This is a genomic window from Nocardioides kongjuensis (genome assembly GCF_013409625.1).
Lineage (GTDB): Bacteria > Actinomycetota > Actinomycetes > Propionibacteriales > Nocardioidaceae > Nocardioides > Nocardioides kongjuensis.
Window position 1 is genome coordinate 3,522,267 of the sequence record NZ_JACCBF010000001.1, and the last position, 26,123, is coordinate 3,548,389.

At 72.5% G+C, this 26,123-nt stretch carries 24 protein-coding genes; 18 read left to right on the forward strand and 6 right to left on the reverse strand.

Features of this window, described 5'->3' with window-relative positions; all coding sequences use genetic code 11:
* Window positions 1-4: 4 nt before the first annotated feature.
* Window positions 5-898 carry a glycoside hydrolase family 16 protein gene (locus BJ958_RS16975; protein WP_179728101.1) on the reverse strand — a complete coding sequence of 298 codons (894 nt, stop codon included), beginning with the start codon at window positions 896-898 and terminating at the stop codon, window positions 5-7.
* 191 nt (window positions 899-1,089) lie between these two features.
* Here BJ958_RS16975 and BJ958_RS16980 point away from each other — a divergent pair, with 191 nt between their 5' ends.
* The 3 genes from BJ958_RS16980 to BJ958_RS16990 all read left to right on the forward strand — a co-directional run bounded on the left by BJ958_RS16980 (window position 1,090) and on the right by BJ958_RS16990 (window position 2,447).
* Entirely contained in the window at window positions 1,090-1,851 is a 762-nt protein-coding gene (locus tag BJ958_RS16980; RefSeq protein ID WP_179728102.1) for a helical backbone metal receptor, read from the forward strand.
* A 4-nt stretch (window positions 1,852-1,855) separates the two neighbouring features.
* Window positions 1,856-2,137: a hypothetical protein gene (locus tag BJ958_RS16985; RefSeq protein WP_179728103.1), complete on the forward strand. Its 282-nt coding sequence runs from the start codon at window positions 1,856-1,858 to the stop codon at window positions 2,135-2,137.
* 94 nt (window positions 2,138-2,231) lie between these two features.
* Window positions 2,232-2,447 (forward strand): hypothetical protein, encoded by a 216-nt coding sequence (locus BJ958_RS16990; RefSeq protein WP_218865822.1) that lies wholly within the window; start codon window positions 2,232-2,234, stop codon window positions 2,445-2,447.
* Between the two features lie 80 nt (window positions 2,448-2,527).
* Here BJ958_RS16990 and BJ958_RS16995 read toward each other — a convergent pair whose 3' ends face one another.
* Window positions 2,528-4,150: a helicase HerA-like domain-containing protein gene (locus tag BJ958_RS16995; protein WP_179728104.1), complete on the reverse strand. Its 1,623-nt coding sequence runs from the start codon at window positions 4,148-4,150 to the stop codon at window positions 2,528-2,530.
* Window positions 4,151-4,226: 76 nt separating this feature from the next.
* Here BJ958_RS16995 and BJ958_RS17000 point away from each other — a divergent pair, with 76 nt between their 5' ends.
* Window positions 4,227-4,523 carry a type II toxin-antitoxin system VapB family antitoxin gene (locus tag BJ958_RS17000; RefSeq protein ID WP_141797060.1) on the forward strand — a complete coding sequence of 99 codons (297 nt, stop codon included), beginning with the start codon at window positions 4,227-4,229 and terminating at the stop codon, window positions 4,521-4,523.
* A 7-nt stretch (window positions 4,524-4,530) separates the two neighbouring features.
* Window positions 4,531-5,073 carry a LytR C-terminal domain-containing protein gene (locus tag BJ958_RS17005; protein ID WP_179728105.1) on the forward strand — a complete coding sequence of 181 codons (543 nt, stop codon included), beginning with the start codon at window positions 4,531-4,533 and terminating at the stop codon, window positions 5,071-5,073.
* 9 nt (window positions 5,074-5,082) lie between these two features.
* Here BJ958_RS17005 and BJ958_RS17010 read toward each other — a convergent pair whose 3' ends face one another.
* Window positions 5,083-6,576 carry a potassium/proton antiporter gene (locus tag BJ958_RS17010; RefSeq protein WP_179728106.1) on the reverse strand — a complete coding sequence of 498 codons (1,494 nt, stop codon included), beginning with the start codon at window positions 6,574-6,576 and terminating at the stop codon, window positions 5,083-5,085.
* Window positions 6,577-6,644: 68 nt separating this feature from the next.
* Between BJ958_RS17010 and BJ958_RS17015 the strand changes: the two genes are divergently transcribed.
* From BJ958_RS17015 to BJ958_RS28640, 11 genes are all read left to right on the forward strand, one after another.
* Window positions 6,645-8,129: an FAD-binding protein gene (locus tag BJ958_RS17015; protein WP_343052712.1), complete on the forward strand. Its 1,485-nt coding sequence runs from the start codon at window positions 6,645-6,647 to the stop codon at window positions 8,127-8,129.
* A 160-nt stretch (window positions 8,130-8,289) separates the two neighbouring features.
* Window positions 8,290-9,459, forward strand: coding sequence for a pyridoxal phosphate-dependent aminotransferase (locus BJ958_RS17020; RefSeq protein WP_343052713.1), 1,170 nt, complete (start codon window positions 8,290-8,292; stop codon window positions 9,457-9,459).
* Between the two features lie 42 nt (window positions 9,460-9,501).
* On the forward strand, window positions 9,502-10,170 hold the full coding sequence (locus BJ958_RS17025; protein ID WP_179728107.1) for a hypothetical protein: 669 nt from the start codon (window positions 9,502-9,504) through the stop codon (window positions 10,168-10,170).
* A gap of 30 nt (window positions 10,171-10,200) precedes the next feature.
* On the forward strand, window positions 10,201-10,653 hold the full coding sequence (locus tag BJ958_RS17030) for a WXG100 family type VII secretion target (RefSeq protein WP_179728108.1): 453 nt from the start codon (window positions 10,201-10,203) through the stop codon (window positions 10,651-10,653).
* Window positions 10,654-10,660: 7 nt separating this feature from the next.
* Window positions 10,661-11,614 carry a hypothetical protein gene (locus BJ958_RS17035; RefSeq protein ID WP_179728109.1) on the forward strand — a complete coding sequence of 318 codons (954 nt, stop codon included), beginning with the start codon at window positions 10,661-10,663 and terminating at the stop codon, window positions 11,612-11,614.
* Complete coding sequence (locus BJ958_RS17040) at window positions 11,611-12,948, forward strand: hypothetical protein (protein WP_179728110.1); 1,338 nt, start codon at window positions 11,611-11,613, stop codon at window positions 12,946-12,948. Before BJ958_RS17035 ends, BJ958_RS17040 begins: the two co-directional genes overlap by 4 nt.
* Before the next feature lie 196 nt (window positions 12,949-13,144).
* Window positions 13,145-14,149 carry an AurF N-oxygenase family protein gene (locus tag BJ958_RS17045; RefSeq protein ID WP_179728111.1) on the forward strand — a complete coding sequence of 335 codons (1,005 nt, stop codon included), beginning with the start codon at window positions 13,145-13,147 and terminating at the stop codon, window positions 14,147-14,149.
* 3 nt (window positions 14,150-14,152) lie between these two features.
* On the forward strand, window positions 14,153-15,847 hold the full coding sequence (locus BJ958_RS17050) for an FAD-dependent oxidoreductase (protein WP_179728112.1): 1,695 nt from the start codon (window positions 14,153-14,155) through the stop codon (window positions 15,845-15,847).
* 28 nt (window positions 15,848-15,875) lie between these two features.
* Window positions 15,876-16,586 (forward strand): TetR/AcrR family transcriptional regulator, encoded by a 711-nt coding sequence (locus BJ958_RS17055; RefSeq protein ID WP_179728113.1) that lies wholly within the window; start codon window positions 15,876-15,878, stop codon window positions 16,584-16,586.
* A complete protein-coding gene (locus BJ958_RS17060; RefSeq protein ID WP_179728114.1) occupies window positions 16,587-18,041 on the forward strand; it encodes a flavin-containing monooxygenase in 1,455 nt (484 codons plus the stop codon).
* A gap of 167 nt (window positions 18,042-18,208) precedes the next feature.
* On the forward strand, window positions 18,209-20,059 hold the full coding sequence (locus tag BJ958_RS28640) for a DUF7507 domain-containing protein (RefSeq protein ID WP_179728115.1): 1,851 nt from the start codon (window positions 18,209-18,211) through the stop codon (window positions 20,057-20,059).
* Window positions 20,060-20,133: 74 nt separating this feature from the next.
* Here BJ958_RS28640 and BJ958_RS17070 read toward each other — a convergent pair whose 3' ends face one another.
* On the reverse strand, window positions 20,134-21,543 hold the full coding sequence (locus BJ958_RS17070; RefSeq protein WP_179728116.1) for a vWA domain-containing protein: 1,410 nt from the start codon (window positions 21,541-21,543) through the stop codon (window positions 20,134-20,136).
* Between the two features lie 2 nt (window positions 21,544-21,545).
* Window positions 21,546-22,421 carry an AAA family ATPase gene (locus BJ958_RS17075; RefSeq protein WP_179728117.1) on the reverse strand — a complete coding sequence of 292 codons (876 nt, stop codon included), beginning with the start codon at window positions 22,419-22,421 and terminating at the stop codon, window positions 21,546-21,548.
* A gap of 205 nt (window positions 22,422-22,626) precedes the next feature.
* Here BJ958_RS17075 and BJ958_RS17080 point away from each other — a divergent pair, with 205 nt between their 5' ends.
* The gene (locus BJ958_RS17080; RefSeq protein WP_179728118.1) at window positions 22,627-22,992 is read left to right on the forward strand and encodes a hypothetical protein; all 366 of its coding nucleotides are present in this window, start codon (window positions 22,627-22,629) and stop codon (window positions 22,990-22,992) included.
* Between the two features lie 65 nt (window positions 22,993-23,057).
* On the opposite strand, the gene BJ958_RS17085 is transcribed toward BJ958_RS17080, so the two are convergent.
* Window positions 23,058-23,726 carry a response regulator gene (locus BJ958_RS17085; RefSeq protein WP_179728119.1) on the reverse strand — a complete coding sequence of 223 codons (669 nt, stop codon included), beginning with the start codon at window positions 23,724-23,726 and terminating at the stop codon, window positions 23,058-23,060.
* Window positions 23,727-23,806: 80 nt separating this feature from the next.
* On the opposite strand from BJ958_RS17085, the gene BJ958_RS28645 reads away from it, so the two are divergent.
* Window positions 23,807-26,116: an ATP-binding protein gene (locus BJ958_RS28645; RefSeq protein WP_179728120.1), complete on the forward strand. Its 2,310-nt coding sequence runs from the start codon at window positions 23,807-23,809 to the stop codon at window positions 26,114-26,116.
* Window positions 26,117-26,123: the final 7 nt, after the last annotated feature.

Genomic DNA, 26,123 nt, shown 5'->3' on the forward strand with positions numbered 1-26,123 from the left:
GGCCTCACTTCCAGGCGCGGACCCAGTCGACGGTCATCGTCGCCGACGTCGGGGTGTCGGGCGTGATCGAGTTCCAGCGGCCGCCGAACACCTGCGTGAGCACGAGGTAGAACGGCTGGTCGAAGGGCTGCGGGGCCACCAGCGGCGCCGACGGCGTCCAGGAGTGGGTGAAGCAGACCCGGTTGTCGTACAGGAAGCGCATCGAGGTCGGCGTCCACTCCACGGCGTAGCGGTGGAACTGGGTGCCCGAGCTGGCGACCGGGCAGTTGTACCCGGTGCTCAGCGCGGTGTTCTCGCCGGCGTAGTGGACCGAGGGGTAGACGTTCTTGGGCGCACCGCTGAACCATTCGGCGACGTCGATCTCGCCGGAGTTCGGCCAGGCGCCGTAGGTGTGCTTCTGCGGGTAGAGCCACAGCGCCGAGTGGATGCCCTGGATCGTGGTGTTGGGCATCTTGGCGCGGAACTCGAAGCGGCCGTAGGTCTGGGTGAACAGGCCGTAGCTGCCGATCGTGGCGGCGGTGCGGTCGGTGTTGTAGGAGCCGTAGGGGCTCGTGCACGCGAAGACCGCGTCCTCCTTGCGCGCCGTCAGGAACAGCTGGCCCGAGCCGACCCGGATGTTGTCGGGGTCGTCGACGTAGCAGCCGGAGCCGAGGGCGCTGATGCCCGTGACGGCGGTCGACTGGACCACCCACTTCGACCGGTCGAGCGAGGTGCCGTTGAAGTCGTCCTCGAACGAGCAGCTGTAGCGCCCGCCGCCCGGCTTGGCCGGCCGCTCACCACCACAGGCGGTGGACACCGCCGAAGCAGCCGCAGCGGTCGGGCTGGCGGTCACCGGCGCGAGGGCCGCAACGGCCGCCGTGGCCGCGCCCAGGGCGCACAGAAGTCGGAAACGGAGCATGGTGGACCTTTCTCTCCCCCCGTGCGATCCGGTCAGCCCCATCGGGCTTCCCCATGTCGGCCGGATCGCGAGGTCGGAGCCGATCCTTGCCTATGGAACGTGTTACTGGCTAGGGGCGAGGGCCCGGACGGGATGGTCCGAACGAGTCATCACCGGCCCGTCGTCTGGTCAGGGCGGACTACGGTGGCGCGGTGAGCACGAGCCACGTCGACGACCTCGGCGCCGAGGTCCCCCTGCGCGGACCGGCGACCCGCATCGTCTCCCTCGTCCCGTCGATCACCGAGGCCCTGGCGACCGACGTACCCGGTCGACTGGTCGGGGCCACCGACTGGTGCACGCACCCGCCGGACCTGGCCGTCACCCGCGTGCGCGGTACCAAGAACCCCGATCTCGCCGCGGTCCGTGCGCTCGATCCCGACCTGGTGGTGGCCAACCAGGAGGAGAACCGGGAGCTCGACGTACGCCGTCTGCGCGCCGCCGGAGTGGCCGTGTGGGTGAGCGCCATCGAGACGGTGCCCCAGGCGCTGACCTCCCTCACCCGGTTGTACGACGAGGCGCTCGGCCTGGCCGCTCCCCCGTGGCTGGTCCGGGCCCGCGAGCTGTGGTCCGGACCGCCGCCCGCGCGACGGGGCCGGGTCGCCGTCCCCGTGTGGCGGGACCCGTGGATGGTCGTGGGGCCGCGGACCTACACCAGCGACCTGCTGGCCCGGCTCGGCTGGAGCAATGCGTACGCCGGCCCGGACGCCGGCGCGGACCGTTACCCCAAGGTCGACCTGGCCGACCTCGACCGCGCCGACCTCGACCTGGTCCTCCTGCCCGACGAGCCCTACGTGTTCACCCCCGAGGACGGGCCCGAGGCGTTCACTCGCGTGCCGACCCGGCTGGTGTCGGGGCGGCTGCTGACCTGGTACGGCCCGGCGATGGTCGAGGCGCACGAGGCTCTGTCACGCTGACCGCGTGCGGATCCTGCTGCTGCTCGTCGTCCTCGCCGTCGTCGGGTGCGTTGCGCTGCCCCTGAGCGCCCTCGTCCTCGACGGCACCGACACCGGGGAGGACCTGGTCGCGCCCGTCCAGGTGCTGGTGACCGCGGCCGTCGGCGCGGCACTCGGTCACCTCGTGCTCGACCGGTCGCGCCCCGGCCGACGCCGGGCGCTGGTGGGCGCTGGGGTGGGCGTGCTCGGCGCGGCGGTCGCGCTCGTCGTGTTCTTCCTGCTCCTCAACGGGCTCCACGGCGCCTGAGCTCGGCCGCACTGTCGTGCGGATCACAAGCGGGGTCACCAATTCGTAACCGACGCGCGGCCGACCCGAAACGTCGGGCCAGCAGGCTGGGTGCATGACCAAGACGACCTCTCCTGAGACCCAGATCGCAGGGCGTCACCTCGAGTCCGTCGAGGACCTCGACGCCGTGGCCCGCTCCCTCGCCCGCCGCGCCGCGCTGCGGGACCGCCACGCCCAGGGCCTGGCGCGCCTGATGGACGAGCGCACCGACCTGCGCGGTGTGCACCCGCTCGCCGACTTCGTCGACGACGCCATCCGCTGGTCGGCCTGACCGGCGCTCCTCGACCGCCTTCCCCGGACCGCCGGGCGGCTCCTCACGCAGGAGCCGCCCGGCGGTGTTGGTCCGGGGCGTCAGCGGCGCCGGCGCGCCGTCCCGAACATGCCGCGGGCGATCTCCGCGGCGGCGGTGCGCATGAACTGCTTGAACGCCGAGGACTTCACGACGTCCTTGACGATCTCGCCGGCGGCGTTGCCGTCGTCCTTCTTCCTCGGCGCGGCCTTCTCCTTCGCCGCAGGCTTGCCGGCCTTCTCGTCGGCCTCGGCCTTCGCGCCCTCCTCGAGCTTCTTGGCGAGGATCTCGCGGGCCGACTCGCGGTCGACGACCTCGGCGTACTTCGCCTGCCGGGGACTGGCCTTGACGGTCGCCTCCATCGACGCAGCAGCGCTGGGCGCCATCAGCGACTCGGGCGCGCGCAGGCGGGTCCACGCGACCGGCGTCGGGGCGCCCTTCTCCCCCATGACCGTCACGATCGCCTCGCCGATGCCGAGCGTCGTGATGACCTCGCCGAGGTCGGCGTACGCGCTCTTGGGGTAGGTGTTGACGGTCGCCTTGAGCGCCTTCGCGTCGTTGGGCGTGTGGGCGCGCAGCTGGTGCTGGATGCGGGAGCCGAGCTGGGCGAGCACGTCGTCGGGTACGTCGGTCGGGCTCTGCGTCACGAAGAAGACACCGACGCCCTTCGACCGGATCAACCGCACCGTCTGGGCGATCGACTCCAGGAACGGCTTCGACGCGTCCTTGAACAGCAGGTGCGCCTCGTCGAAGAAGAACACCAGCTTGGGCTGGTCGACGTCGCCGACCTCGGGCAGGTCGTGGAACAGGTCGGCGAGCAGCCACATCAAGAAGGTGGAGAAGATCGCCGGCCGGTCCTGCAGGTTGGGCAGCTCGACCAGGTTGACCAGGCCGCGTCCGTCGGACGCCTGCTGCAGCAGGTCGGCGGAGTCGAACTCCGGCTCGCCGAAGAAGGCCTCGGCGCCCTGGTCGGCGAAGGCGATCAGCTCGCGCAGGATCACGCCGGCGGTGGCCGAGGAGAGTCCGCCGAGCTCCTTGAGGTCGGCCTTGCCCTCGTCGCTGGTGAGGTGCTGGACGACGGCGCGCAGGTCCTGCAGGTCGAGCAGCGGCAGGCCCTGCTTGTCGGCGTAGTGGAACACCAGGCCCAGGCTGGACTCCTGGGTGTCGTTGAGCCCGAGGACCCGGCTGAGCAGGATCGGGCCGAACGACGAGACGGTCACCCGGACCGGGATGCCGATGCCCTGGCCGCCGAGCGCGTAGTACTCCACCGGGAAGGCGGTCGCCTTCCAGTCCTGCCCGACCGACCGGGTGCGCGCGAGGAGCTTGTCGTTGGCCTCACCGGCAGTGGCGATGCCGGACAGGTCGCCCTTGATGTCCGCGGCGAAGACGGGCACGCCGGCGGCGCTCAGCTGCTCGGCGAGCAGCTGCAGCGTCTTGGTCTTGCCGGTGCCGGTCGCACCGGCCACCAGGCCGTGGCGGTTGAGCATCGCCAGCGGGATCCGGATGGTGCTGGCGGAGAGCTGGTCGGGGCCGGTCATCAGGCCGCCGAGCTCGAGTGCGGGCCCCTCGAAGGCGTAGCCGGGGGCGATCGCCTCCTCGATGGGGCTCTTCGGCTCGGGGGCGGGAGCCTCGGGGGCCGTGGTGTCAGGTGCTGCGTCGGGAGTGGGCGTCTGCTCCTGCGTCATGCCGGAACTCTAAGCCCGGCTTGGCGGAACACGCCGTCGCAGTCAGGCGCGGACTCGCCCCGTAGACTCCGAAGCCGTGATCTTCAAGCGTGTGGGGGTCGGGCGTCCCTACCCCGACCACGGCCTCACCTCCAAGGGGTGGGCTGCCGTGCCCCCGCGCCAGGTCCGCCTCGACCAGCTGGTCACGACCAAGGACACGCTGCAGCTCTCGTCCCTGCTCGACGAGGACTCCACCTTCTTCGGCGACCTGTTCGCCCACGTCGTGCTGTGGCGCGGCGACTACTACCTCGAGGACGGGCTGCACCGCGCCCTGCGGGCAGCCCTGCAGCAGCGGAACGTCCTCCACGCGCGCGTGATCCGGATGGAAGGCTGAGACCCGAATGGAAGGCCTCGACGTCAAGGCGGGCAGCCGCTCGGCGGTGACCCTGGGGGCACTGGCGGTGGTGTTCGTCGCGAGCGCCGCGTGGGGCTGGGCCAAGGTGACGCAGCCGTTCCCGGAGAAGGTCGAGCCGGCGCCGTGCACCTCCACCCTGGTCGAGAAGGGCGACGACCTCGCGCCGCCGCAGGTGATGGTCACGGTGCTCAACGGCGGCGGCGCCAACGGCCTGGCCGGCAAGACGATGGACAAGCTGGTCAGCTTCGGCTTCGCCAAGGGCGACACCGGCAACGCCCCCGACACCGGCGGTGCGGTGGCCGCGCAGGTGTGGTCCGACGACCCGGGCGACCCGGCGGCGATCCTGCTGGCGTCCTACCTCGGCAGCGACGTCGACATCGTCGACCAGCCGTCCGGCTACCCGGGCGTCACCATCGTCGTCGGCAAGCGGTTCCAGGGCGTCGTCGAGGGGCACCCGACGGTGACCGCGAGCAAGGACGCCTACGTCTGCACGCCGCCGCTCAGCAGCCAGCCCGAGAACCCGAGCTGACCGCGCCGGTCAGTCCTCGAGCCACTGCGCGAGCCGGCCGCCCTGGCTGACCTGGCGCAGCCGCTGCTCGGTCGCCTCGCGCAGCTTGCGGGGCGTGACGACGATGAGGTCGTCGCCGTGGCGCAGGACGGTACGACGCTCGGGCACCATCGTCTGGCCGTCGCGGACGACCATCGAGACGTTGGCGCCCACCGGCAGGCGCAGCTCGCCGACCTCGACGCCGTGCAGCTTCGAGACGGGGCTGATCGTGACCTGGAGCAGGTCGGCCGCGACCCGGTCGAGCGGCGCCGCCTCGACCTCGATGCCGCGCGGCTCCGAGCGGCGGGCGACGCGCAGCAGCCGGGCGGTCAACGGCAGTGAGGGCGCGGTGATCAGGGTGTCGAGGACGACGAGCACGAAGACGATGTCGAACAACCGGGTCGCGCCGTCGACCCCCTCGGCGAGCGGGATCGTGGCGAGCACGATGGGGACGGCGCCGCGCAGCCCGGCCCAGGAGATGAAGGCGAGCTCCGGCCACTTCATCGGCCGGGCGACCGCACTCACCACCACCGACACCGGTCGGGCCACGAACGTCAGGATGCTGCCGGCCACCACGGCCATCCCGATGACCTCCCACGTCAGCCGGGCCGGCGAGAGCAGCAGGCCGAGCATGACGAACAGCCCGATCTGGGCCAGCCAGGCCAGGCCCTCCACGAAGGAGCGGGTGGCCACGCGGTGCGGCAGCTCGGCGTTGCCGAGCACCAGCGCGGCGACGTAGACCGCGGCGAACCCGCTGGCGTGCGCGGCCGCGGCGCCGCCGTACCCGATGAGGGTCAGGCAGAGCACCGCGATCGGGTAGAGGCCGGACGAGGGCAGCGCCGCGCGCCGCATCACCCAGGCGCCACCGAACCCGGCGGCGAGGCCGAAGGCGACGCCGGCGACGAGCTCGTAGACGACGATGCCGGTGGTGCCGAGCAGGCCGTGCTCACCCACCGCCCCGGACGAGACGAGGGTGACGAGCACGACGGTCGGGGCGTCGTTGAGACCGGACTCGGCCTCGAGCGTGCCGGTGATCCGCTTGGGCAGGGGCACCACGCGCAGCACCGAGAACACCGCCGCCGCGTCGGTCGGCGAGCAGACCGCACCGAGCAGGATCGAGACCTGCCAGGACAGGCCGAGAAGCACGTGCACGCCCACCGCGACCACACCGATCGACACCAGCACGCCGAGCGTCGCCAGGGACAGGCCCATCCGCATCGCGGGGCGCGCGTCGCGCCAGCTCGTCGTGAGACCGCCCTCGGCGAGGATGACGGCCAGCGCGCCGAACCCGATCGCGTGCGCCACCCGCGCGTCGCTGAAGTCGATCCCGAGACCCGAGTCGCCCAGCGCGACGCCCATCAGCAGGTAGACGAGAAGACTCGGGAGGCCCACCCCGGACGACATCCGCACGGCCAGCACGGCCAGGAACGTGACTCCGGCGCCGATCAGCAGGAAGGTGTCGAGCTGGTGGACGTCGAAGGTCAAGAGTCACTCGGCTTCCGTCGGGTGGCGGGGGCCTAGTCTATCGGTAGAACATGTTCTAGATTTCAGCCGTGGCATCTGCAACCCCCAACGCCCCGGCCGGTCTGGCCATCCCCGAGGTCCTCCCGGCCCGCGTCCTCGACGGCGCCGAGCACTTCGACGTGGTGGTGGTCGGCTTCGGCATCGCCGGTGGCTGCGCCGCCCTGGAGGCTGCCCGTGCCGGCGCCCGGGTGCTGCTGCTCGAGAAGGCCGCTGTCCACGGCGGCACGTCCTCCATGTCGGGCGGGCACTTCTACCTCGGTGGCGGTACGGCGGTCCAGCGGGCCACCGGCCACGAGGACTCGGTCGAGGCGATGGTCGGCTACCTGATGGCCTCGACCAAGGACCCCGACGAGGAGAAGATCCGCGCCTACTGCGAGGGATCGGTCGCCCACTTCGACTGGCTCGAGGACCTCGGCTTCGAGTTCGAGCGCTCCTACTTCCCCGGCAAGGCCGTGATCCAGCCCGGCACCCAGGGGCTGATGTTCACCGGCAACGAGAAGGTCTGGCCGTTCCGCGACCAGGTCACCCCGGCCCCGCGCGGCCACAAGGTGCCGGTCCCCGGGGACACCGAGGGCACCAGGATCGTGATGGACCTGCTGCGCACGCAGGTCGAGCAGGCGGGCGTCGAGGTCCGCTACGAGACCGGCGCGACCAACCTGGTCGTCGACGGCGACGCCGCGACCGGACGGGTCGTCGGCCTGGGCTGGCGCTCCTTCGACGAGCACGGCGTGATCTCCGCCGGCGGGGTGGTCATCGCGGCCGGCGGCTTCGTGATGAACCCGGACATGGTCGCCCGCTACACCCCGGCCCTGGGCTCGAAGCTGTTCACGCTCGGCTCGACGTACGACGACGGCCTGGGCATCCGCCTCGGCGAGTCGGTCGGCGCGGCCCTGGAGAACATGGAGGAGCCGTTCATCACCGCGCCCTTCTACCCGCCGTCGTCGCGGTGCAAGGGGATCATCGTCAACAAGGACGGCCAGCGGTTCGTGGCGGAGGACAGCTACCACGCGCGGACGTCGTACCACGTGATGCAGCAGCCCGACGCCGTCGCCTACCTCATCGTCGACAGCGAGCACCTCGGCGAGGACCACATGCCGCTGGTGCCGCTGAAGGACGGCTTCGAGACGCTCGAGGAGATGGAGGCCGGCCTCGGCATGCCCGCAGGCTCGCTGGTCAAGACGGTCGAGGCCTACAACGAGAACGCCGCGAACGGCGAGGACCCCGACTTCCACAAGCACCCCGACTGGATCGCTCCCCAGACGGCGGCGCCGTGGGCCGTCCTCGACCTGTCGCTCGGCGTCGCGCTGTACGCCGGATTCACGATCGGCGGGATGGCCACGACCGTCGACGGCGAGGTACGTCGTACCGACGGCTCGGTGGTCCCGGGCCTGTACGCCGCCGGCGCCTGCGCCTCCAACATCGCCCAGGACGGCGCCGGCTACTGCTCCGGCACCCAGCTGGGCGAGGGCTCGTTCTTCGGGCGGCGGGCTGGGCGGCACGCCGCCACCCGCTGACCCGGCCCGAACTGGCTCCCGAAGCCCGCCGACCCGGCAGAAGGTGGCACGCACGCAGGCCACCTTCTGCCGGGTCGGCGCATTCCGGGTGCCACTTCCTGCCGGGTCGGCGCAAAACCCGGACCAGTTCCTGCCGGGTCGCACGTGACAGGATCGGCGCGTGACCGACCGCTTCATCGCAGCCACTCGGGCGAACGTCCCGCCCTTCCACGTGATGGACCTGCTCGCCGCGGCGGCGGAGCGGCAGCGCACCCACGGCGACCTGGTCAACCTGGTCGCCGGGCAGCCGAGCACGGGGGCGCCGGCGACGGTCGGCGCCGCGGCGATCCGGCTGCTCAGCAGCGGCGACCCGCTCGGATACACCACCGCGACCGGCATCGTCGAGCTGCGCGCCGCGATCGCCGGCCACTACCGCCGCACGTACGACGTCGCCGTCGACCCCGTGGACGTGGTCGTCACGACCGGGTCGAGCGGCGGCTTCCTGCTGGCGTTCCTGGCTGCCTTCGACGCCGGCGCGCGGGTGGCGATCGCGCGGCCGGGCTACCCCTGCTACCGCAACGTGCTGGCGGCGCTCGGCTGCTCGGTGGTCGAGATCCCGACCGGCCCGGAGACCCGCTTCCAGCCGAGTGTCGAACAGCTCGCCGAGGCGCACGCACGCGAACCGCTCGACGGCCTCGTCGTGGCCAGCCCCGCGAACCCGACCGGCACCATGCTGCTGTCCGAGGAGCTCGCCGCGATCGCCCGCTGGTGCGAGGAGAACGGCGTGCAGCTGGTCTCCGACGAGATCTACCACGGCATCCAGTACGCCGGCTCGCGCGCGGGCTGCGCGTGGGAGACCTCGCGCGAGGCGGTCGTGTTCGGCTCGTTCTCGAAGTACTTCTCGATGACCGGCTGGCGGCTCGGCTGGATGCTCGCCCCCGAACGCCTGCGCCGGCCGGTCGACGTGCTCACCGGCAACTTCTCGATCTGCCCGCCCGTGCTCGCCCAGCACGCGGCACTCGCCGCGTTCGAGGACACGGCGTACGCCGAGCTCGACGGGCACGTGCAGCGCTACGCCCACAACCGCGGCCTGCTCCTCGAGGGCCTGCAGCGGCTCGGGATCACCCGGTTGGCCCCTGCCGACGGCGCCTTCTACGCGTACGCCGACGTCGGGCACCTGACCACCGACTCGATGGCGTACTGCCGCGACCTGCTGGCCCGCACGGGCGTCGCCGTCGCCACCGGCATCGACTTCGACACCGTCGACGGCGGCCGGTTCCTGCGGTTCAGCTTCGCCGGCACCGCCGACGACATCACCACCGCTCTCGACCGGCTCGACGGCAACCTCTGACCGCAGTCCCGGCAGATCCTCACCGATCGTTAGGGTGGCGCGGTGACGGACCGTCGGGAGCTCGAGCAGCGCAACGACGCGATCCACGCCGAGCACCGGGCGGCCGTCGCCCGCGGCGAGGAGCGGGTGCTGCGGACGACGCGGACCGGTCTGCTGCACAGCTACCGGACCGACGAGATCGGCCTCGGCCCGGCGACCACCACCCAGGCGACCAGCTGGTGGGGGCTGTCGATCATGACGGCGTTCTTCGTGGCGCTGTTCGCGGCGTCCTGGTTGATCATCCTCCTCCCGGCCCACCGCGGCGGGTCGCCGGCGTGGGCCGGCCTGTGGGTGACCGCGCTGAGCGGCCCCCTGGCCGTCTACACCGCCGGGCTCGCGCGGATGCAGCTCCGCGCCCGCCGCACGCGTCGCCGTCGCGGTGCCCCGGAGCCGAGCGACGCCCCGGTGCCGTACCGCTGGAGCGACCCCGCTCCCGAGCCGCGCCCCCGAGCACCGCACCCGCGAGCCGACCGCTGGCGCAAGCGGCCGTGGTGGTGGGTCATCGCACGCGGCCTGCTCGCGGGCTTCCTGGTCCTCGCCACGATCGGCACGCTGCTCGAACCCGACTCCGGCACGGCATCCGTGCTGGTCACCAGCGGCGTCGGGCTGGCGCTGAGCGTCGCGTTGCCGGTGGCGCTGGCATCGCGCCGCGTGCGGAACGCGGGGGTTTGAGCCGGGATGGAACAGGGAAGGGCGCGACTCATGTACGGCGACAGCGAGATCATCCGGCGTCGTGCCACCCAGCTGCGTGACCAGGGGGCCGACGTACGCGCCCTCGCCGACGAGCTGGTCGCCCGGGTCGAGGGCCTGGGCTGGACCGGACGGGCGGCCGACGCGATGCGCGAGCGGGTCACCGACCGCGCCAGCCACCTGCGGGTGGCTGCCGAGCGGCACAGCGGCGCCGCGGACGCGCTCGCCGACCACGCCGAGAGCGTCGACGCCGTGCGCGAGGAGATCGCCGCGACCCAGGCCCGCGTGGACGCGCTGGTCGCCGACGCACGCGCCCGGATCGCCGCGATCGCCAGCCGCAACGAGGCCGGCGACGGGCTCCAGGTGACGCCCGACCCCCTCGACGAGGCACTCGCCGCGTTCACGCCGCCGCCTCCCGGGCATCGCGACTGGCTCACCGTCGACGTCCCCGGGCTGGAGCGCTGATCGCCCGATGCCGACCATCGACCTCGCGTCCGTACCGGCGGCCGAGCCCGTTCCGCGTCACACGACCGCGGGTGACGGCGGAGCCCTCGCCGCTGCGCCGCGCCGGATCGGGCTGACCCTGGCCGAGCTGCAGCACGCCGCCCGCCTCGCCGGCGACGCACCGTTGCCGTTCGAGGTCGCCGCACCACCCACCGCCGACGCGATGCAGGCACGTCTCGGCCAGAGTCCCGCCTCGCTGGACGACGAGGCCTTCCGCACCGCCGTCCGCGCGCTCCACGACCCCGCCGACTCGCTCGAACGCCGCGGCCTGACGGTCGACGGCGTCCTGGAGCCCGGCCTGGCCGGCGCGATCGGACTGCTCGCCTCACCCCGGTTCGCCCTCGACGTCGACCTCACCATGGGCGGGGTGCAGGCGAAGGTCTGGCACCGCCAGGGCGGGAGCGCCGTCGCCTCGCTGGCCACCGTGGACGCGATCGTGTTCGAGCTGGGCTGGTTCGGCACCGACGCGTGGGCCGCCGAGCTGGCGCGCGTCGCCGCGATCTCCGAGGAGGTCGCGCTCGGGTCCTCCGACGTGCCGCCGTACGTCGACCTTCCGTTCGAGCTCGCCGACGCCGCTGCCGAGGCCAGCGGCTCGGGCCGTGGCGACCTGCTGCCCGTGCTCGCGTCCCGGCACAGCAGGTCCGTGCGCGGAGCCGACGGCCCGGTGGACGACGCGACCGTCGTCGGCCTGCTCGCCGCACTGGCTGGCGAGGCCCGCGGGCGGTTGCGGGCCCTGGTCGCCGACGTGTCCGGCGGCGCGGTCGATACCGTCGGCGTCGTCTCCTGGACCCTCCTCGCCGACGGCTGGCGTTCGCTGCGCCCCCACCACGAGGACGGGGTGCTCCGACTCGAGGTGACGGCCGCCGCACCGGAGGACCTCGCCGCGCTGGTCGCGCCGGTGCTCGGGGAGGCTGCGCGATGAGCACCGAGGAGCAGCCCCTCACCGCGGTCGAGGCCGCCGACCTGGCCGACAAGTACGACCAGATGCTGCGGCTCGCCGACCTGTTCGACGACGCCGGCGCCCAGATGCGGGAGTGGTCGCAGCTCGGCGCCGACGTGCTGGTCGACCCCGAGGTCGCCGACTCCGCTCCCCTGTCGCCCACCACGTGGACCACGGCCGAGGAGGAGGTGCGCGCCGCGACCACCGGCAAGGGCAGCCTGCTGAGCCGGTCCATCGAGCTCGACGCCGACGCGCTGGTGCTGCGGGCGACCGTGATGACCTACCGCTGGATCGACGAGCTCCAGGCGGCGGCGTACGAGACCCTCGGCTCGATCGCCGGCAAGGCGATCGGCTACCTGGCGCCCGAGGTCAACCTGGGCGGCGCGATCGTCGCGGCCGGTCTGATCGAGACCGACGCGCTCGACCGCGACGGCGTGGCGGCGTACCTCGGCGAGCTGGCCGAGGCCAACCCCGAGCTGATGGAGCACGTCACCACCGGTGGCGGCGTCCTCGACAGCCTGCAGATGCGTGGGCTCCTGACCGCCGGCGTCCTGGCCGGCGACGCCGGACGCTCCGCCCGCGTCGGCGGCCTGCGCGCCACCGGCATCGCACCGCTGCCCGACGACTGGGGCGCCGCGCTGCGCGACGTCGCCGTCGGCCTCACCGAGGGCACACAGCCGGTGCCCGGCGAGACGGCGACCGTGGACGGCACGCCCGCCGGGCTCGGCGACCTGATGACGATCCTCGCCGAGCAGGACGGCGCGGTCCGGGTGCTGCGTCCCGCGCCCGGTCGCCTGGTCGCCTTCCTGCCCGACACCGCCACTCCCGCGCCGGCCCCGGGACGGCTCCGGCTCGTCTCCGGCGATGCTTCCGGTGCGGCCTCGGCCGTCGTCCGCGCCCTCGCCGCCGCGCTCGACCCGGGCGGTCGGCCCGGCGACGAGCCGACCCGGGTGATGCTGGTCGGACGTGGCAGCGGCGGCGCGGCCGCGCTCGAGATCGCGACCCGGACCGACCTGCCGGGCTTCGTCGTCGACCAGGTCGTCACCGCGGACGCCCCCGCGGCCCAGCTCGCCCACCTCCCGGGCGACGTCCAGGTGCTCTCCCTCGACGACCGCAACAACCCGGTCGCCCTGCTCGGCTCGCTGATCAACGCGGGCGCCAGCAACCGCCTGACCGTCGTGTACGACGCCGGCACCGACCCCAGCTCCCCCGCTCTCGTTGCCGGCGGTCGCGCCGCCGACCGCGCCGACCACCCGGACCTGGTCGCCGCCATCGCCCGCTGGCGCGCCCTGGGCTTCCTGCGCCCCGGCGCCTGAGGAGCCACCGAGCGCCGTTCGTCGCGAACGAAGCGAGCGCCGGACCGACAGAGCGATCCCCGTCACACGCAGAGCGGGCGACGGTCCTGTTTCTCGCCGATTTCCTTGACAAAACCCGGTCCAATGTACGCAACATGGTGTTGCGCTAACAGCGAGCACGCTGCCGATTTCGATGATGAGAACGGACCGAGGACCCATGACTGCGACTGCCGACGCCCCGATCGACACCCCCACCACGCACGACCTGGCGGGCCTCAGCTACCAGGACACGCTGCGCGTGCTGTCCGAGGCGTCGGTCCACCAGCACTTCGACGCCTTCCTCGACATCGCCTGGGACAGCCCCGAGTTCGAGGTCGTCCCGAACGACCCGCGCTGGGTGCTGCCGGAGATCGACTCGCTGGGCGGCACCGACTGGTACAAGTCGCTGCCCCTGGAGCGGCAGATCGAGATCGGCCAGTACCGGCTCGCCAACATCATGAAGGTCGGCCTGCAGTTCGAGCAGGTGCTGATCGGCGGCATCATGAGCCACCTCATCCCGATGGGCAACAACCGTGCGGAGTTCCGCTACTCCACGCACGAGGTGACCGAGGAGTGCCACCACACCCAGATGTTCCAGGAGGGTGTGAACCGGATCGGCGTCGACGTGAAGGGCGGCCCGGGCTGGTTCATCAAGGTCGCGCCGTTCCTGTGCCTGGCGGGCGGCCCGCTGCCCAACATCTTCTTCTTCGGCATCCTCGCCGGCGAGGAGCCGATCGACTACCTGCAGAAGTCGGTGCTGCGCTCGGGTCACGAGCTGCACCCGATCGTCACCCGCGTGATGCAGATCCACGTCGCCGAGGAGGCGCGCCACATCGGGTTCGCGCACACCTACCTGGTCGAGCGCTCCAAGGACTACGGCCGCCTCCAGCGCTTCGGCCTCTCGCTGGCCTACCCGGTGATCATGCGCGTCCTGTGCGACGTGATCATGAAGCCGACCAAGCAGATGCAGAAGGACCTCGACATCCCCAAGGACGTCATGCGCGAGGTCTACTGGAACTCGGAGAAGTCCCAGAAGCTGCTGCGCGACACCTTCGGCGACGTGCGGATGCTCGCCGAGGAGCTCGGCCTGATGAACCGGGTCTCCCGCCTCGTGTGGCGCGCGCTCGGCATCCACGGCAGCCCCTCGCGGTTCCGCAGCGAGCCCAAGTCCGCCGCGGTCTGAGCCATGGCGTACGTCGTCACGCAGTCGTGCTGCGCCGACGCCTCGTGCGTCGTCGCCTGCCCGGTCAACTGCATCCACCCCGCGCCGGGTGAGCCCGGCTTCGGCACCACCGAGATGGTGTACGTCGACGCGACGGCCTGCGTCGGCTGCGGCGCCTGCGCGACCGCCTGCCCCGTCGGTGCGATGGTGCCGGACGCCGCGCTGACGACGAAGCAGCTGCCCTTCCTCGAGCTCAACGCCGCCTACTACGACGCGTTCCCGCACGCCGACCGCACCCCGGTCGCGCTGGTGCCGCAGCAGCGCCGGCTCACCCGCCCCGGCCCGTTCCGGGTCGCGGTGATCGGCGCCGGCCCGGCCGGGCTCTACACGGCCGACGAGCTGCTCAAGCACCCCGAGATCGGTGGCGTCGACGTCTACGACCGGCTGCGCACGCCGTACGGCCTGGTCCGCCACGGCGTCGCCCCCGACCACGCGTCGACCAAGCTGGTGACCCGGCTGTTCGAGGCGATCGAGCGGCAGCCCCGGTTCCGCTACTTCCTCGACGTCGAGGTCGGCTCCGACGACGGCATCACGCTGGCCGACCTCAGGGCGCACTACGACGCGGTCGTGTACGCCGTCGGCGCCTCCGCCGACCGCAGCCTCGACATCCCCGGCGAGGACCTGGCCGGTTCGGTCCCGGCGACCGCCCTGGTCGGCTGGTACAACGGCCACCCCGAGCAGCAGGACCTCGACGTCCCGCTCGGCGCCGTCTCGAACCCGTCCGGGCGCGCGGTCGTCGTCGGCAACGGCAACGTCGCGCTCGACGTGGCGCGCGTCCTGGCCCGCCCCGTCGAGGTCCTCGAGCGCACCGACCTGGCGCCCGGTCCGCTCGACCAGCTGCGTGCCAGCAACGTGCGCGAGGTGGTCGTCCTCGGTCGCCGCGGTCCTGCGCAGGCGGCGTTCACGGTGCCCGAGCTGATCGGCCTGGCCGCGCTCGACGACGTCGACGTGGTCGTCGACGTGGATCCCGCGCTGCTCACCGGCGACGACCAGCGCAGCGCGCTGCTCCGCGACCTCGCCGAGCGCCCCGTCTGCGCCGACCCGACCCGCCGCCGGATCGTGCTCAGCTTCGCGGTCTCCCCCGTCGAGGTGCTCGGCGCGGACGGCCGGGTCACCGGCGTCCGGGTCGCCCGCAACCGGCTGGTCGAGCAGCCCGACGGAACCGTGCGCGCCGAGACCACCGACGACACCTTCGTCCTCGACGCCGGACTGGTCGTCCGGTCGGTCGGCCACCGCGGCACCCCGGTCGCCGGGCTGCCGTTCGACGAGCGGACCGCCACGGTCCCCCACCACGAGGGCCGCGTCGAGCCGGGCGTCTACGTCGTCGGCTGGATCAAGCGCGGTCCGGTCGGCTTCATCGGCACCAACAAGACCGACGCCCAGGAGACCGTCGAGACCATCCTCGACGACCTCGACGCCGGCCTCCCCGCGCCCACCGGCACGGCCACCGCGATCGCGGCGCTCGTCGCCGAGCGGCACACCGACGCCGCCGACCTCGCGGCCTGGCAGCGTCTCGACGCCGCCGAGCGCGAGCGCGGCGCACGGGACGGCCGGCCTCGCGCCAAGATCACCGACGTCGCCGAGCAGCGCTCGGTCGCCGCGCCCCCGGCCGTCCGGCGCCGGGGACTGCTCCGGCGTACCGTGTCGCTCACGTCGTGACAGCGGCGTGACGATGCGAGGAGTGGTCGTGGGGACGGCGAGGCGCGAGGAGACCGACGGACGCAAGCGGCGCTGGCAGCAGCACAACGCCGACCGTCGGCAGGCCGTGATCGAGGCTGCCCTGACCGTGCTGGCGCGTGACCTCGAGCCCGGCGCCGAGCTCAGCGTGCAGCAGATCGCCGACGAGGCGTCGGTCCACCGCACCGTCCTCTACCGCTACTTCGAGGACCGCACCGACCTCGACGTCGCCATCCAGCAGGAGATCTGCAACCGCGCCGGCGAGCTCCTGCTGGCCGCCGTCACCCTCGAGGGCACGCCCCGCGAGATCGTGCACCGCATCATCGCCGCGTACGTCGGCTGGGGCGCCGAGCACGTGGCGTGGATGCGCTTCGCCGAGCGTGACATCGCCGGTGCGACCTCGAAGCCGCTCGACGTCGCGATCGGCCAGATCGCCGAGCAGATCGAGCTGGTCATCGGCGGCTTCCTCGCGATCCTCGACGCCGAGGTCGGCGACGACGACCGCAACGCGCTGACCCCGTACGTCTTCCTGCTCGTCGGCGGCGTCATCGCCGCCGTGCGCAGCTGGAGCTCGCGCGAGGAGCTCCTCCCCCCGGCCCCCGCCTTCACCCGGCTGCTCGCCGACGTGACCTGGCTGCAGATCGAAGGACTCGCAGCCTCCCGCAGGATCGAGGTGCCCGACCTCCCTGTCGAGCAGCTCCTCAACTTCAAGGAAGCCTGAATGAGCGACTCCACGCACCTGGACGTGCTGATCATCGGCGCCGGCCTGTCCGGCATCGACGCGGCGTACCACGTCACCAAGGCGTTCCCCGACAAGTCGTACGCCGTCCTCGAGATGCGCGACTCGCTCGGCGGCACGTGGGACCTGTTCCGCTACCCGGGCATCCGCTCCGACTCCGACATGCACACCCTCGGCTTCGGCTGGAAGCCGTGGAAGGGCGCCAAGGCGATCGTCGACGGGCCCGACATCCTCGCCTACCTCAAGGAGGCGGCGGCCGAGAACGGCATCGACCAGCACATCCGCTACCACCACAAGCTGGTGCACGCGGAGTTCTCCACCGAGGACGCCCGCTGGACCGTGACCGTCGAGCGCACCGACACCGGCGAGACGATCGAGCTGACCGCGGGCTTCTTGTGGTCGACGTCCGGCTACTACCGCTACGACGAGGGCTTCACCCCGACCTTCGCCGGGGTCGAGGACTTCGAGGGACAGATCGTCCACCCGCAGCACTGGCCCGAGGACCTCGACTACGCCGGCAAGCGGGTCGTCGTGATCGGCTCCGGCGCCACCGCGGTCACCCTGATCCCGGCGCTGGCCGGCTCCGGCGCCGGTCACGTGACGATGCTGCAGCGCACGCCGACGTACATCATCAGCCAGCCGACGTACGACAAGGTCTCGGCCGAGATGTACCGCCGGCTGCCCGACAAGCTGGCCCAGAAGCTGGTCCGCACCCGCTACCTCACCAGCCGGATCGCGTTCTACGAGTTCTGCCAGGCCCGACCCAAGGAGTCGCGCGCGCTGCTGCGCAAGCTGCTCGAGCGCCAGCTGCCCGACGACGTCAGCTTCGACGAGCACTTCAAGCCGCCCTACGACCCGTGGGACCAGCGCCTGTGCGCCGTCCCCGGTGGCGACCTGTTCAAGGCGCTGCGACACCACACGGTCGACATCGTCACCGACCACATCGACCGGTTCACGCCGAAGGGCATCCAGCTGTTGTCGGGCAAGGAGCTGGAGGCGGACATCATCATCACCGCCACCGGCCTCAACCTGCAGATCTTCGGCGGGGCCACGCTCAGTGTCGACGGCACCAAGGTCGCTCCCTCGGAGACGATGGCCTACAAGGGCCTGATGCTCAGCGAGATCCCGAACTTCGCGTTCATCATCGGCTACACCAACGCGTCGTGGACGCTGAAGGCCGACCTGGTCTGCGAGTACGTCGTCAAGCTGCTGCGCCGCATGGACGAGACCGGCACCCGGATGGTCGTCCCCCGGCGCGACCCGTCGGTCCCCGAGGAGCCCTTCCTCGACTTCGAGGCCGGCTACGTCATGCGCTCGATCGACTCGCTGCCCAAGCAGGGCGCGACGTTCCCGTGGCGGCTGAAGATGAACTACTTCAAGGACATCCTCGTCTTCCGCAAGCCGGTCGAGGACGAGGCGCTGGAGTTCTCGGCCTGAGCGTCGCTGTCGCAATGCACCTCGACGGGTGATGCTGCCACCCGCGCCGTCGTCCCAGCACGGTCGGACGTCGCACTCCCCGGGCTGTCACCCGTTCGGGGGGCATTTGAGACGGTTTGCCTGTTTTCGGGGGTCACGCCCGCGGGAACGCCGGTACAAATCCGGCCATGTCCACCTTGACTCCCCCGTCCTCACGGCGCGTGAGGCTGGCCGGCATCGCCGCGCTGGCCACCGCGACCGCCACGATCACCATCTTCAGCAGCGTGCCCAGCTCGCACGCCGATCCAGCCACGCCCCCCGACGAGCCGACCACGCTCGGCCTCGGCGCGTTCGACCTGACCCCCGCCCCCGGCTCCTGCGCCGCGATCGTCACCCTCGAGGGCGGCAACGGCGGCACGGCCATCTCCGGCGCCGACAACGACGACGAGCCGCCCACCGACGACCCGACCCAGGCCGGCGGCGGCCAAGGTGCCCGGGTCCAGTTCCGGATCCCGGTGTCGCCGACCGACGTGCTGACCGGCGTCGTCGGGCGCGGCGGCGCGGGCGGCGGTCTCGGTGGCGCGTCCGGCACCGACCACGGTGGCAACGGTGGCACCGGGACCCACCCCGGTGCCGGCGGTGGCGGCTACACCAGCTTCCTCGTCAACGGCGACCTCGTCGCCCTCGTCGGCGGTGGCGGCGGCTCCGGCGGCGGCCACAACGCCAAGGCAGGCGGTGGCGGCCACGCCGGTGTCATCGAGGGCCAGGGCGCCTTCGCCGGCCAGGACGGCGCGAACGGCGTCGACGCCTCGACCACGCCTCGCGCGCCCCGCGGCGGCGGCGCCGGTGCCATCGACGCTCCCGGCCTCGGCGGGGTCCACGCCGACAAGCCCGCCGACAACGGCAACCCCGGCGTGGACCGCAGTGGCGGCAACGGCGGCGGCGGCGACGGTGCCGACCAGGGCGGCGGCGGCGGGGCCGGCTACTTCGGCGGTGGCGGCGGTGCCACCACCGTCGGCGACGTGAGCGGCGGCACCCCTGACGCCACCGACCCCGACGTGGGCGCCGCCATCGTCGGTGGCGGCGGTGGCGGCGGCTCCAGCTTCTTCAGCACCGCGCACGGCGCCACCTTCATCGACCAGGCCGAGGGCGACTCCCTCGCCCCCGACGGCGCAAGCCGCAACGGCACCGGCGAGCTCGAGTGGGAGCCCTGTGCCTACGACCTCTCGGTCAAGAAGACGGCTGCGGCCGAGGTGTTCGAGTCCGGCACCCCGGTGACCTACACCCTGGTGATCACGAACAACGGTCCCGACCTGATGGGCATCGACGACACCGTGACCGTCACCGACGACAAGGCGGGCGGCGGCACCCTGGTGTCGGTCCAGGCCAGCGGCAGCGGCACGCCGTTCACCTGCGACACCGCGGTCGGCTCGGCGATCCCCGCCGACGGCGAGCTGGACTGCTCGCGGCCCGCGGGCGACGAGGTCCGCGGTCTCGACAACGGCGAGAAGCTGACGCTGGTCTACAGCAAGGTCCTCACCGGCAACGCGCCGGTGCTGAACAACGTCGGCGTCACCGACCGCGGCAATCCGGCCAACAACACCGCGGCCGCCACGGTGCAGCCCGCCGTTCCCGGCCTCTCGCTGGTCAAGAAGGCGACGCCCAGGAAGGTCGCCAAGCTCGGCGAGAAGATCACGTACACCTTCAAGGTGACCAACACCGGCAACATCGCGCTGAAGACCGTCACGATCGCGGAGCAGCAGTTCAGCGGCAAGGGCAGCCTGACCCCGAAGTGCCCGGCGCTCCCGGCCACCGGACTCGCGCCGGGCGCCTCGATCACCTGCACCGCCGCCTACAAGGTGCACCAGCGTGACCTGGCCGCCGGCAAGGTCGTCAACGTCGCCACGGCCACCGGCACCACCCCTGCCGGCAACCCGGTCCAGTCCCTGCCGTCGAAGGCCAAGGTCAAGACGCCCAAGAAGCCCAAGAAGGTCGCGGGTACGCCCGCCACCGGCGCCCGGAGCCTCTCCGGACGCTGACCCGGACAGCCCTCTCCACCGAGGGCGATGACGTCGAAGGCGAAGGGGCCGCACCGAACGGTGCGGCCCCTTCGTCACCACGCCAGGTCGTGCACGAACTCGCTGAGCTGGTTCAGGTTGCGGCACTCGATCATCCGCACGATCTCGCCGTACGCCGGCGCCGCGGAGTCGCCCGTCCCCCAGTTGCGCTCGTGCTCGGGGTTGAGCCAGAAGGTCCGCTTCACCGAGCCCGTCAGCCGGCGCAGCGCGTCCTCGTGGAGGTCGCTGTAGTTGGACCGGGCGTCGCCGAGGATGAGCAGCGTGGTCTTGGAGGTGAGCGCGTCGAGGTGGTTCTCCTCGAACTTGGTGAACGCCCGGCCGTAGTTGGTGCGTCCCCACAGCGCAGCGTGCGAGGTCGCTGCTGCCAGGTCGGTGAGGACGTCGACCGGGTCCGCCCCGGGCCGGAAGTGGCCGGTGACCTCGTGCACGTGGTCGATGAACGTGAACGCCCGCATGCTCTGGAAGACCTCGCGCAGCGCGAACACGAACAGCAGCGTGAACTGGGCGAAGTTGGCCACCGACCCGCTGACGTCACACAGCACGACGAGGTCCGTGCGGTGCGGCCGCTTGGGCCGGTGGTGCGTCGTGATCGGTACGCCGCCGGTGGCGATCGAGGCCCGGACGGTACGCCGGAAGTCGAGCGGCGCCGTACGCGCGTGCCGGGAGTGCTGCTCCTTGGCGAGCCGGGTCGCGAGCCGGCGCGCGAGCGGGAAGATCTCCTTGCGCATCTCCTCGAGGTCGCCACGTCGGGCGGCCATGAAGGCCAGCTTGTCGATGCTGGGGCGCACGGCGACCTCGGCAACGTGGTCGGGCCCCTTCTCCTCGGCGATCCGGCGGCGGGCGTCGTCCTCGACCATCGCGGTGAACGAGCCGATCCGGCGGTTGGCCCGACGGCGGGCGTCCTCCTCGTCGGCTCCCTCGCCCATCAGTCCGGCCACCAGACGGTCGACGAGCTCCTGGGGAGCCACCCGTTGCAGCGCGGTGTAGGCCGACCAGGACGACAGGCCGGGCCCGCGGCCGGGCATCGCCCCGAAGACACCGACCATCTCGGCGGCCATCCGGCGCAGCTCGGCCTCGTCGACCTGGCTCGCCTCGAGGGCCTCGGCCAGCCGGTCGCGGAAGTCGACGAGGGCGGAGGCGTTGTCGCGGACCGGCCCGTCGCCGGCCTCGTCCCCCTCCTCGGCTCCGGCACCGTTGCCGACCATCGCCGGGAAGTAGACGTCGAAGAGGGCGTCGAAGGTCGTGCGCTGCGCCTGCTTCTTGACCATCGTCGCGGCGAACGCGTCGCGGACCATCGCCCGGTTCCCCCAGCGCACCGCGCCGAGCGCGGCGAGGGAGTCGATGTCCTCGGCGAGCGAGACGGACAGGCCGGCACCGCGCAGCGCCTCGACGAACGCGAGGTGGCGCTCGAGCAGGCCTGACGCGTCCGACCTCTCGGTGCTCATGGTCAGGACCTCGCCAGCTTCAGCTCCTTGACGGCGCGCTCGTGGTCGGACTGGTGCTTGAGCACCGCACCGAGGGTGTCGGTGATCGCCTTCGCGTCGAGGTCGCGGATCTCGAGGGCGATCAGCGTCCGCGCCCAGTCGACGGACTCGGCGATCGACGGCGCCTTCTTCAGCTCCAGCTCCCGCAGCCGTCCGACGGTGGTGACGAGCTGCTCGGCGATCCGGTCGTCGAGTCCGGGCACCTGCTGCTGCAGGATCTGGCGCTCACGCTCGGCGTCGGGGTAGTCGATGTGGAGGTAGAGGCAGCGCCGCTTGACCGCCTCCGACAGCTCCCGACTGGCGTTCGACGTCAGCACGACGAAGGGCCGTCGGGTCGCAGCCACGGTCCCGAGCTCGGGGATCGTCACCTGGAAGTCGCTGAGCACCTCCAGCAGCAGGCCCTCGACCTCGATGTCTGTCTTGTCGACCTCGTCGATCAGCAGCACGGTCGGCTCCTCGCGGCGGATCGCGGTCAGCAGCGGCCGGGTGAGCAGGAACTCCTCGCTGAAGATGTCGTCGTGGGTCGCGTCCCAGTCGACGCCGGAGTCGCCGGCGTTGGCCGCCTGGATCCGGAGCAGCTGCTTCTTGTAGTTCCACTCGTACAGGGCGCGCGCCTCGTCGAGTCCCTCGTAGCACTGCAGCCGGACCAGCTCGGCCCCCGTCGCACGGGACACCGCCTTGGCCAGCTCGGTCTTGCCGACACCCGCCGGCCCCTCGAGCAGCAGCGGCTTCTCGAGCGCGCCGGCGAGGTAGGTGGTGGTCGCGGTGGCGGCGTCCGCGAGGTAGCCCGCCGTCGCGAGCCGGGTGGCCGCGTCGGCCGGGGCGTCGAACCAGGTCACGCGGGGTCCCTGCGAAGTTGTTCGGGGGAGCGAAGCGGAGGAGAAGAACTTCGTGGGGTGCTCATGGCCCCATCCTGCCGTGTCCGAGCGTGCTGGGCGTGTCTGCCTCGTCACGCGGTCGTGACCCGGCGCCGCCCCCGTCGTTGAGACGGGCAGTGGGAAGTGACCCGGGAACGGGCTGATCAGGACAGGCAAGGGGGGCTTCATGAGTGTCTTTGCCGCGTCCCCGTCCTGGCTCCGGGTCGGCATCCACGCCGTGCGCACGGCAACGACGGTCTCCGCGCTGACTCTGCTGGTCGGCTACGGCGCGATGAGCTCGGTCGCCACCCCGCCGCCCGCCGATCCCGCCCGCCGCATCGACATGTCGTCGGGGCCGCTCGACGCGATGATGCGCGAGAACCGGTGCTCGTTCACCGGGTTCGACCGCGACGTCATCCCGAGCACGGCGATCATCCGCACTCCTGACGGAGCCACCGAGCTGGTGTCCTTCGACCGCGGTTGGTCGGTCTTCCTGGGCGAGGCCGCGGGCGACCTGGTCGCGGTCTGCCTCGGCCCGAGCCGCGCCGGCTGACCGAACCGATCAGCGGGCCGCACCTGCCCGGGTGGGTGGTGCGATGCCGCCCCCGTGAGCAGGTCTCAGCCGACGTCGACGTACCCGTCGTCGATGGCCATCCGGCTCAGGTCGACCTTGGAGCGCACCGGACGGCCGGCTGCGGCGTACTTCGACTTCACCCGCGCGATGTAGGTCTTGGCCGTGTCCTGCTTGACGCCCAGCGCCTGGGCGACCGCACCGAGGGTGAGGCCGGAGGCGTAGAGCACGAGGGCTCGCTCCTCCTGGTCGCTGAGCTGCGGTCGGTCGGCGTCGGAGGCGATCACGGCGGCAAGGTCGGGCGTCATCCACTCACCGCGGCGCAGCACGGTCCACACGGCGTCGACGACGTCCTGCTCGGAGTCGCGCTTGCCCACGATCCCGGCGACCCCGGCCTTGATGACGGCACGGACCAGGGCCGGCGAGGCCAGCGCCGACAGCACGAGGATCCGCAGGCCCGCGTCGACGAGGCGGGCCACGACGTCCGGGTCGACGCTGGGTCCGCGGTCGACGCTGAGGTCGAGCACCAACAGCTGGGGACGCGCGCTGATCGGTGCGCGCTGCACCCAGGCGAGGAACTCGGGCAGGGTGCTGCAGCTCGCCACCACCACCAGGCCCGACTCGCCACCGAGGATCTCCTCGGTGCGTCGACGCTGCAGCAGGTGGTCCTCGACGAGCGCGACCCGCCAGACCTCCGACCCATCTCCCACTCCCACGGCGTCATTGTGGCAGCGGGGTCCGAGGCTGTCCGCGGGTTGGTTCCTCTCACCCGTCGGGAGTACGAGAAGGTTGCCCGGTGACGACAGGCCGGCGACGGGACAGGGCACGCGACCTCGCCCGCGACCTGGTGCGTCGCGCCGGGCCGTTCGCGCCGGCCGAGGAGGGATGGGCGACACGCACGCTCTCCGCCGCGATGACGCGCACCTTCCTGCTCATGACCGCCACCTGGCAGCTGGTGATGCTCACGGCGGTCGTCGCCTCACCGGGCCCGGTCACCCGGCTGCTGCCGTTGCTCGGGGCCCACGCCGTCGTGCTGGTCGCCACCCTGGTCGCCCGGGCCGGCCGGCTGCCGCTGTGGCTGCCCGTGGTGTCCGTCCCGGTGCTCTACGTCGCCGACTGGGCCGGCGCCGCATCGATGGCCGACCCGTTGCTGTTCGCGGGCTGCTGGATGATGAACCTGGGCAGCTCGACGCCGGCCTTCGTCCTGCGCGGCCGGACCTCCCTCGTGCTGGCGCTCGCCGGCGCCCTCCTCGTCCCTCCCGCCATGCTGGTCACGCGCCCAGACCTGGGGCCTGCCTTCCCGATCGCCGTGCTGGGCACCCAGGTCGCGATCGTCGCCGCGACCCGGGTCGGCCTGTCCTACATGTTCGACTTCGCCACCCTGGCCGACGAGGAGGCCGCGACCGCCGAGCGGGAGCGGGCCGCGGTCGCCACGCAGGAGGCCGCCAGCCGGGCCTCCGCGGAGGACGCCCGGGTCCTGCACGACACCGTGATCAACACCCTCGCCGCCCTCGCCAGCGGCGGTGCCGCGGTCAGCGACGCCACCGCGGTCCGCGAGCGCTGCGCCCGCGACATCGCCACGGTGCGGGCCCTGCGGGACGGCGCGGAGCCGCTGACCGACGACGGCGGGCTGCGCGGGGCGTCGTACGACACGCGGGTCGAGGTGCGTCACCTCGGCCTCACGGACGACGCCCTCGCCCGGATCGAGGCTGAGCTCCCCGTCGCGCGGCTGCGAGCGCTGCGCCGGGCCACGACCGAGCTGGTCCAGAACGCCGCCAAGCACGCCGGTGTCGACGAGGTGGTGGTGCGGGCCGACGACCGGGACGGCGACCTCGTGGTCACCGTGGCCGACGAGGGCGTGGGCTTCGACGGCCGCGTCGGAAGCGGTGGACTGGCCACCTCGGTGCTCTCGCGGACGCAGGAGGCCGGCATCGACGTCCGGGTCGACACCGCGCCCGGCCGGGGCACCCGGGTGACACTCACCGTGCCGAGGGGCGACGCCGACGGGCCGGGGGCAGGCAGCGACATCGCCGGTGTCGTCCAGCACCTTCGACGCCGCGCCTGCCTGCTCTATGCCGCCGGCGTCGCCGCGATGGGCTTCTTCCTCTCGGTCAACAACCACCCCGGCGAGGCAACGCCGGACTACGTGATGGCGACCCTCGCAGCCCTGGGGGCGGCCCTCGCGTGGCAGACGACGCGGCACCGCGACCGGATGCCGTGGTGGACGGTGGCGGTGCTCACCGGCGCAGCGGGGACGGCGTTCGCGCTGTCGGCTGCAGCGGTCGACTTCGGGCGCGAGGAACCCGTGCTCTGGCAGGCCGTCGGGGCCACCGGTCTGCTGATCGTCGTCGCCGAGCTCAGCCCACGGCGGAGGGCGGCCGTGTGGGCGGGAGGGGTCTATGCGGCGGTCGTCGTGGCGGTCGCGGCGCTGAGCGGTCGCCAGTCGACGGACCAGGCCGAGACGATCGTGCTGACGGCCGGTGCCGCCGGACTCGGCCTGCTCGCGGCATGGCGTCGGTTCCAGGGCACCGTCGGCGAGATCGGCGTCCGGGCTGCCGCCGACCAGCTGGCGGCATGGGCCGACCGGACCCGGCTCGCCGAGCGCGAGGCCGCCGAACGGTCCCGGGCCCGCTGGCGCAGCGCCGGGCTGAACCGCTCCCTCGAGCTCCTCGAGGCGGCCCGCAGCGCCGACGACCCGGGGAACCCGGCGCTGCGGCACAAGTGCGCCACCGAGGAGGCCTACCTGCGCCAGCTGACCCTGCTGCACCCGGACCTGGTGCACGTCGGCCAGTGGTTCGCCCGCGCCCTCAACGAGGCCCACGACAGTGGCGTGCGCCTGGTGGTGCGCTCCGGAGGCACGGACCTGCCGGCCGATGTCGCGGCCCACCTGGGCGATGTCGTGCTCGCTGCGGTCGCCGGTACGCCGAGCGGTGCCGACCTCACCGTGACCTTGTTCCCCGACCCCGCCGGGGCCCGGATCACCCTGGTGGGTGCGCACCCGCACCTCGGCGCCGGCGTACGGTCCGCGACCGGTCCGCTGGGCGCGACCGCGCGGGTGCTGCCGGTCGGCGACCAGGAGGTCGCCGAGATCCTGGTGCCTGCCTGACCCACTC

What these genes read in the sequence shown, in the direction of transcription:
- BJ958_RS16975 (WP_179728101.1), bottom strand. Translation starts at nt 898, where the DNA reads ATGCTCCGTTTCCGACTTCTGTGCGCCCTGGGCGCGGCCACGGCGGCC.
- BJ958_RS16990 (WP_218865822.1), top strand. Translation starts at nt 2,232, where the DNA reads ATGACCAAGACGACCTCTCCTGAGACCCAGATCGCAGGGCGTCACCTC.
- BJ958_RS16995 (WP_179728104.1), bottom strand. Translation starts at nt 4,150, where the DNA reads ATGACGCAGGAGCAGACGCCCACTCCCGACGCAGCACCTGACACCACG.
- BJ958_RS17005 (WP_179728105.1), top strand. Translation starts at nt 4,531, where the DNA reads ATGGAAGGCCTCGACGTCAAGGCGGGCAGCCGCTCGGCGGTGACCCTG.
- BJ958_RS17030 (WP_179728108.1), top strand. Translation starts at nt 10,201, where the DNA reads ATGTACGGCGACAGCGAGATCATCCGGCGTCGTGCCACCCAGCTGCGT.
- BJ958_RS17035 (WP_179728109.1), top strand. Translation starts at nt 10,661, where the DNA reads ATGCCGACCATCGACCTCGCGTCCGTACCGGCGGCCGAGCCCGTTCCG.
- BJ958_RS17040 (WP_179728110.1), top strand. Translation starts at nt 11,611, where the DNA reads ATGAGCACCGAGGAGCAGCCCCTCACCGCGGTCGAGGCCGCCGACCTG.
- BJ958_RS17045 (WP_179728111.1), top strand. Translation starts at nt 13,145, where the DNA reads ATGACTGCGACTGCCGACGCCCCGATCGACACCCCCACCACGCACGAC.
- BJ958_RS17050 (WP_179728112.1), top strand. Translation starts at nt 14,153, where the DNA reads ATGGCGTACGTCGTCACGCAGTCGTGCTGCGCCGACGCCTCGTGCGTC.
- BJ958_RS17060 (WP_179728114.1), top strand. Translation starts at nt 16,587, where the DNA reads ATGAGCGACTCCACGCACCTGGACGTGCTGATCATCGGCGCCGGCCTG.
- BJ958_RS28640 (WP_179728115.1), top strand. Translation starts at nt 18,209, where the DNA reads ATGTCCACCTTGACTCCCCCGTCCTCACGGCGCGTGAGGCTGGCCGGC.
- BJ958_RS17070 (WP_179728116.1), bottom strand. Translation starts at nt 21,543, where the DNA reads ATGAGCACCGAGAGGTCGGACGCGTCAGGCCTGCTCGAGCGCCACCTC.
- BJ958_RS17080 (WP_179728118.1), top strand. Translation starts at nt 22,627, where the DNA reads ATGAGTGTCTTTGCCGCGTCCCCGTCCTGGCTCCGGGTCGGCATCCAC.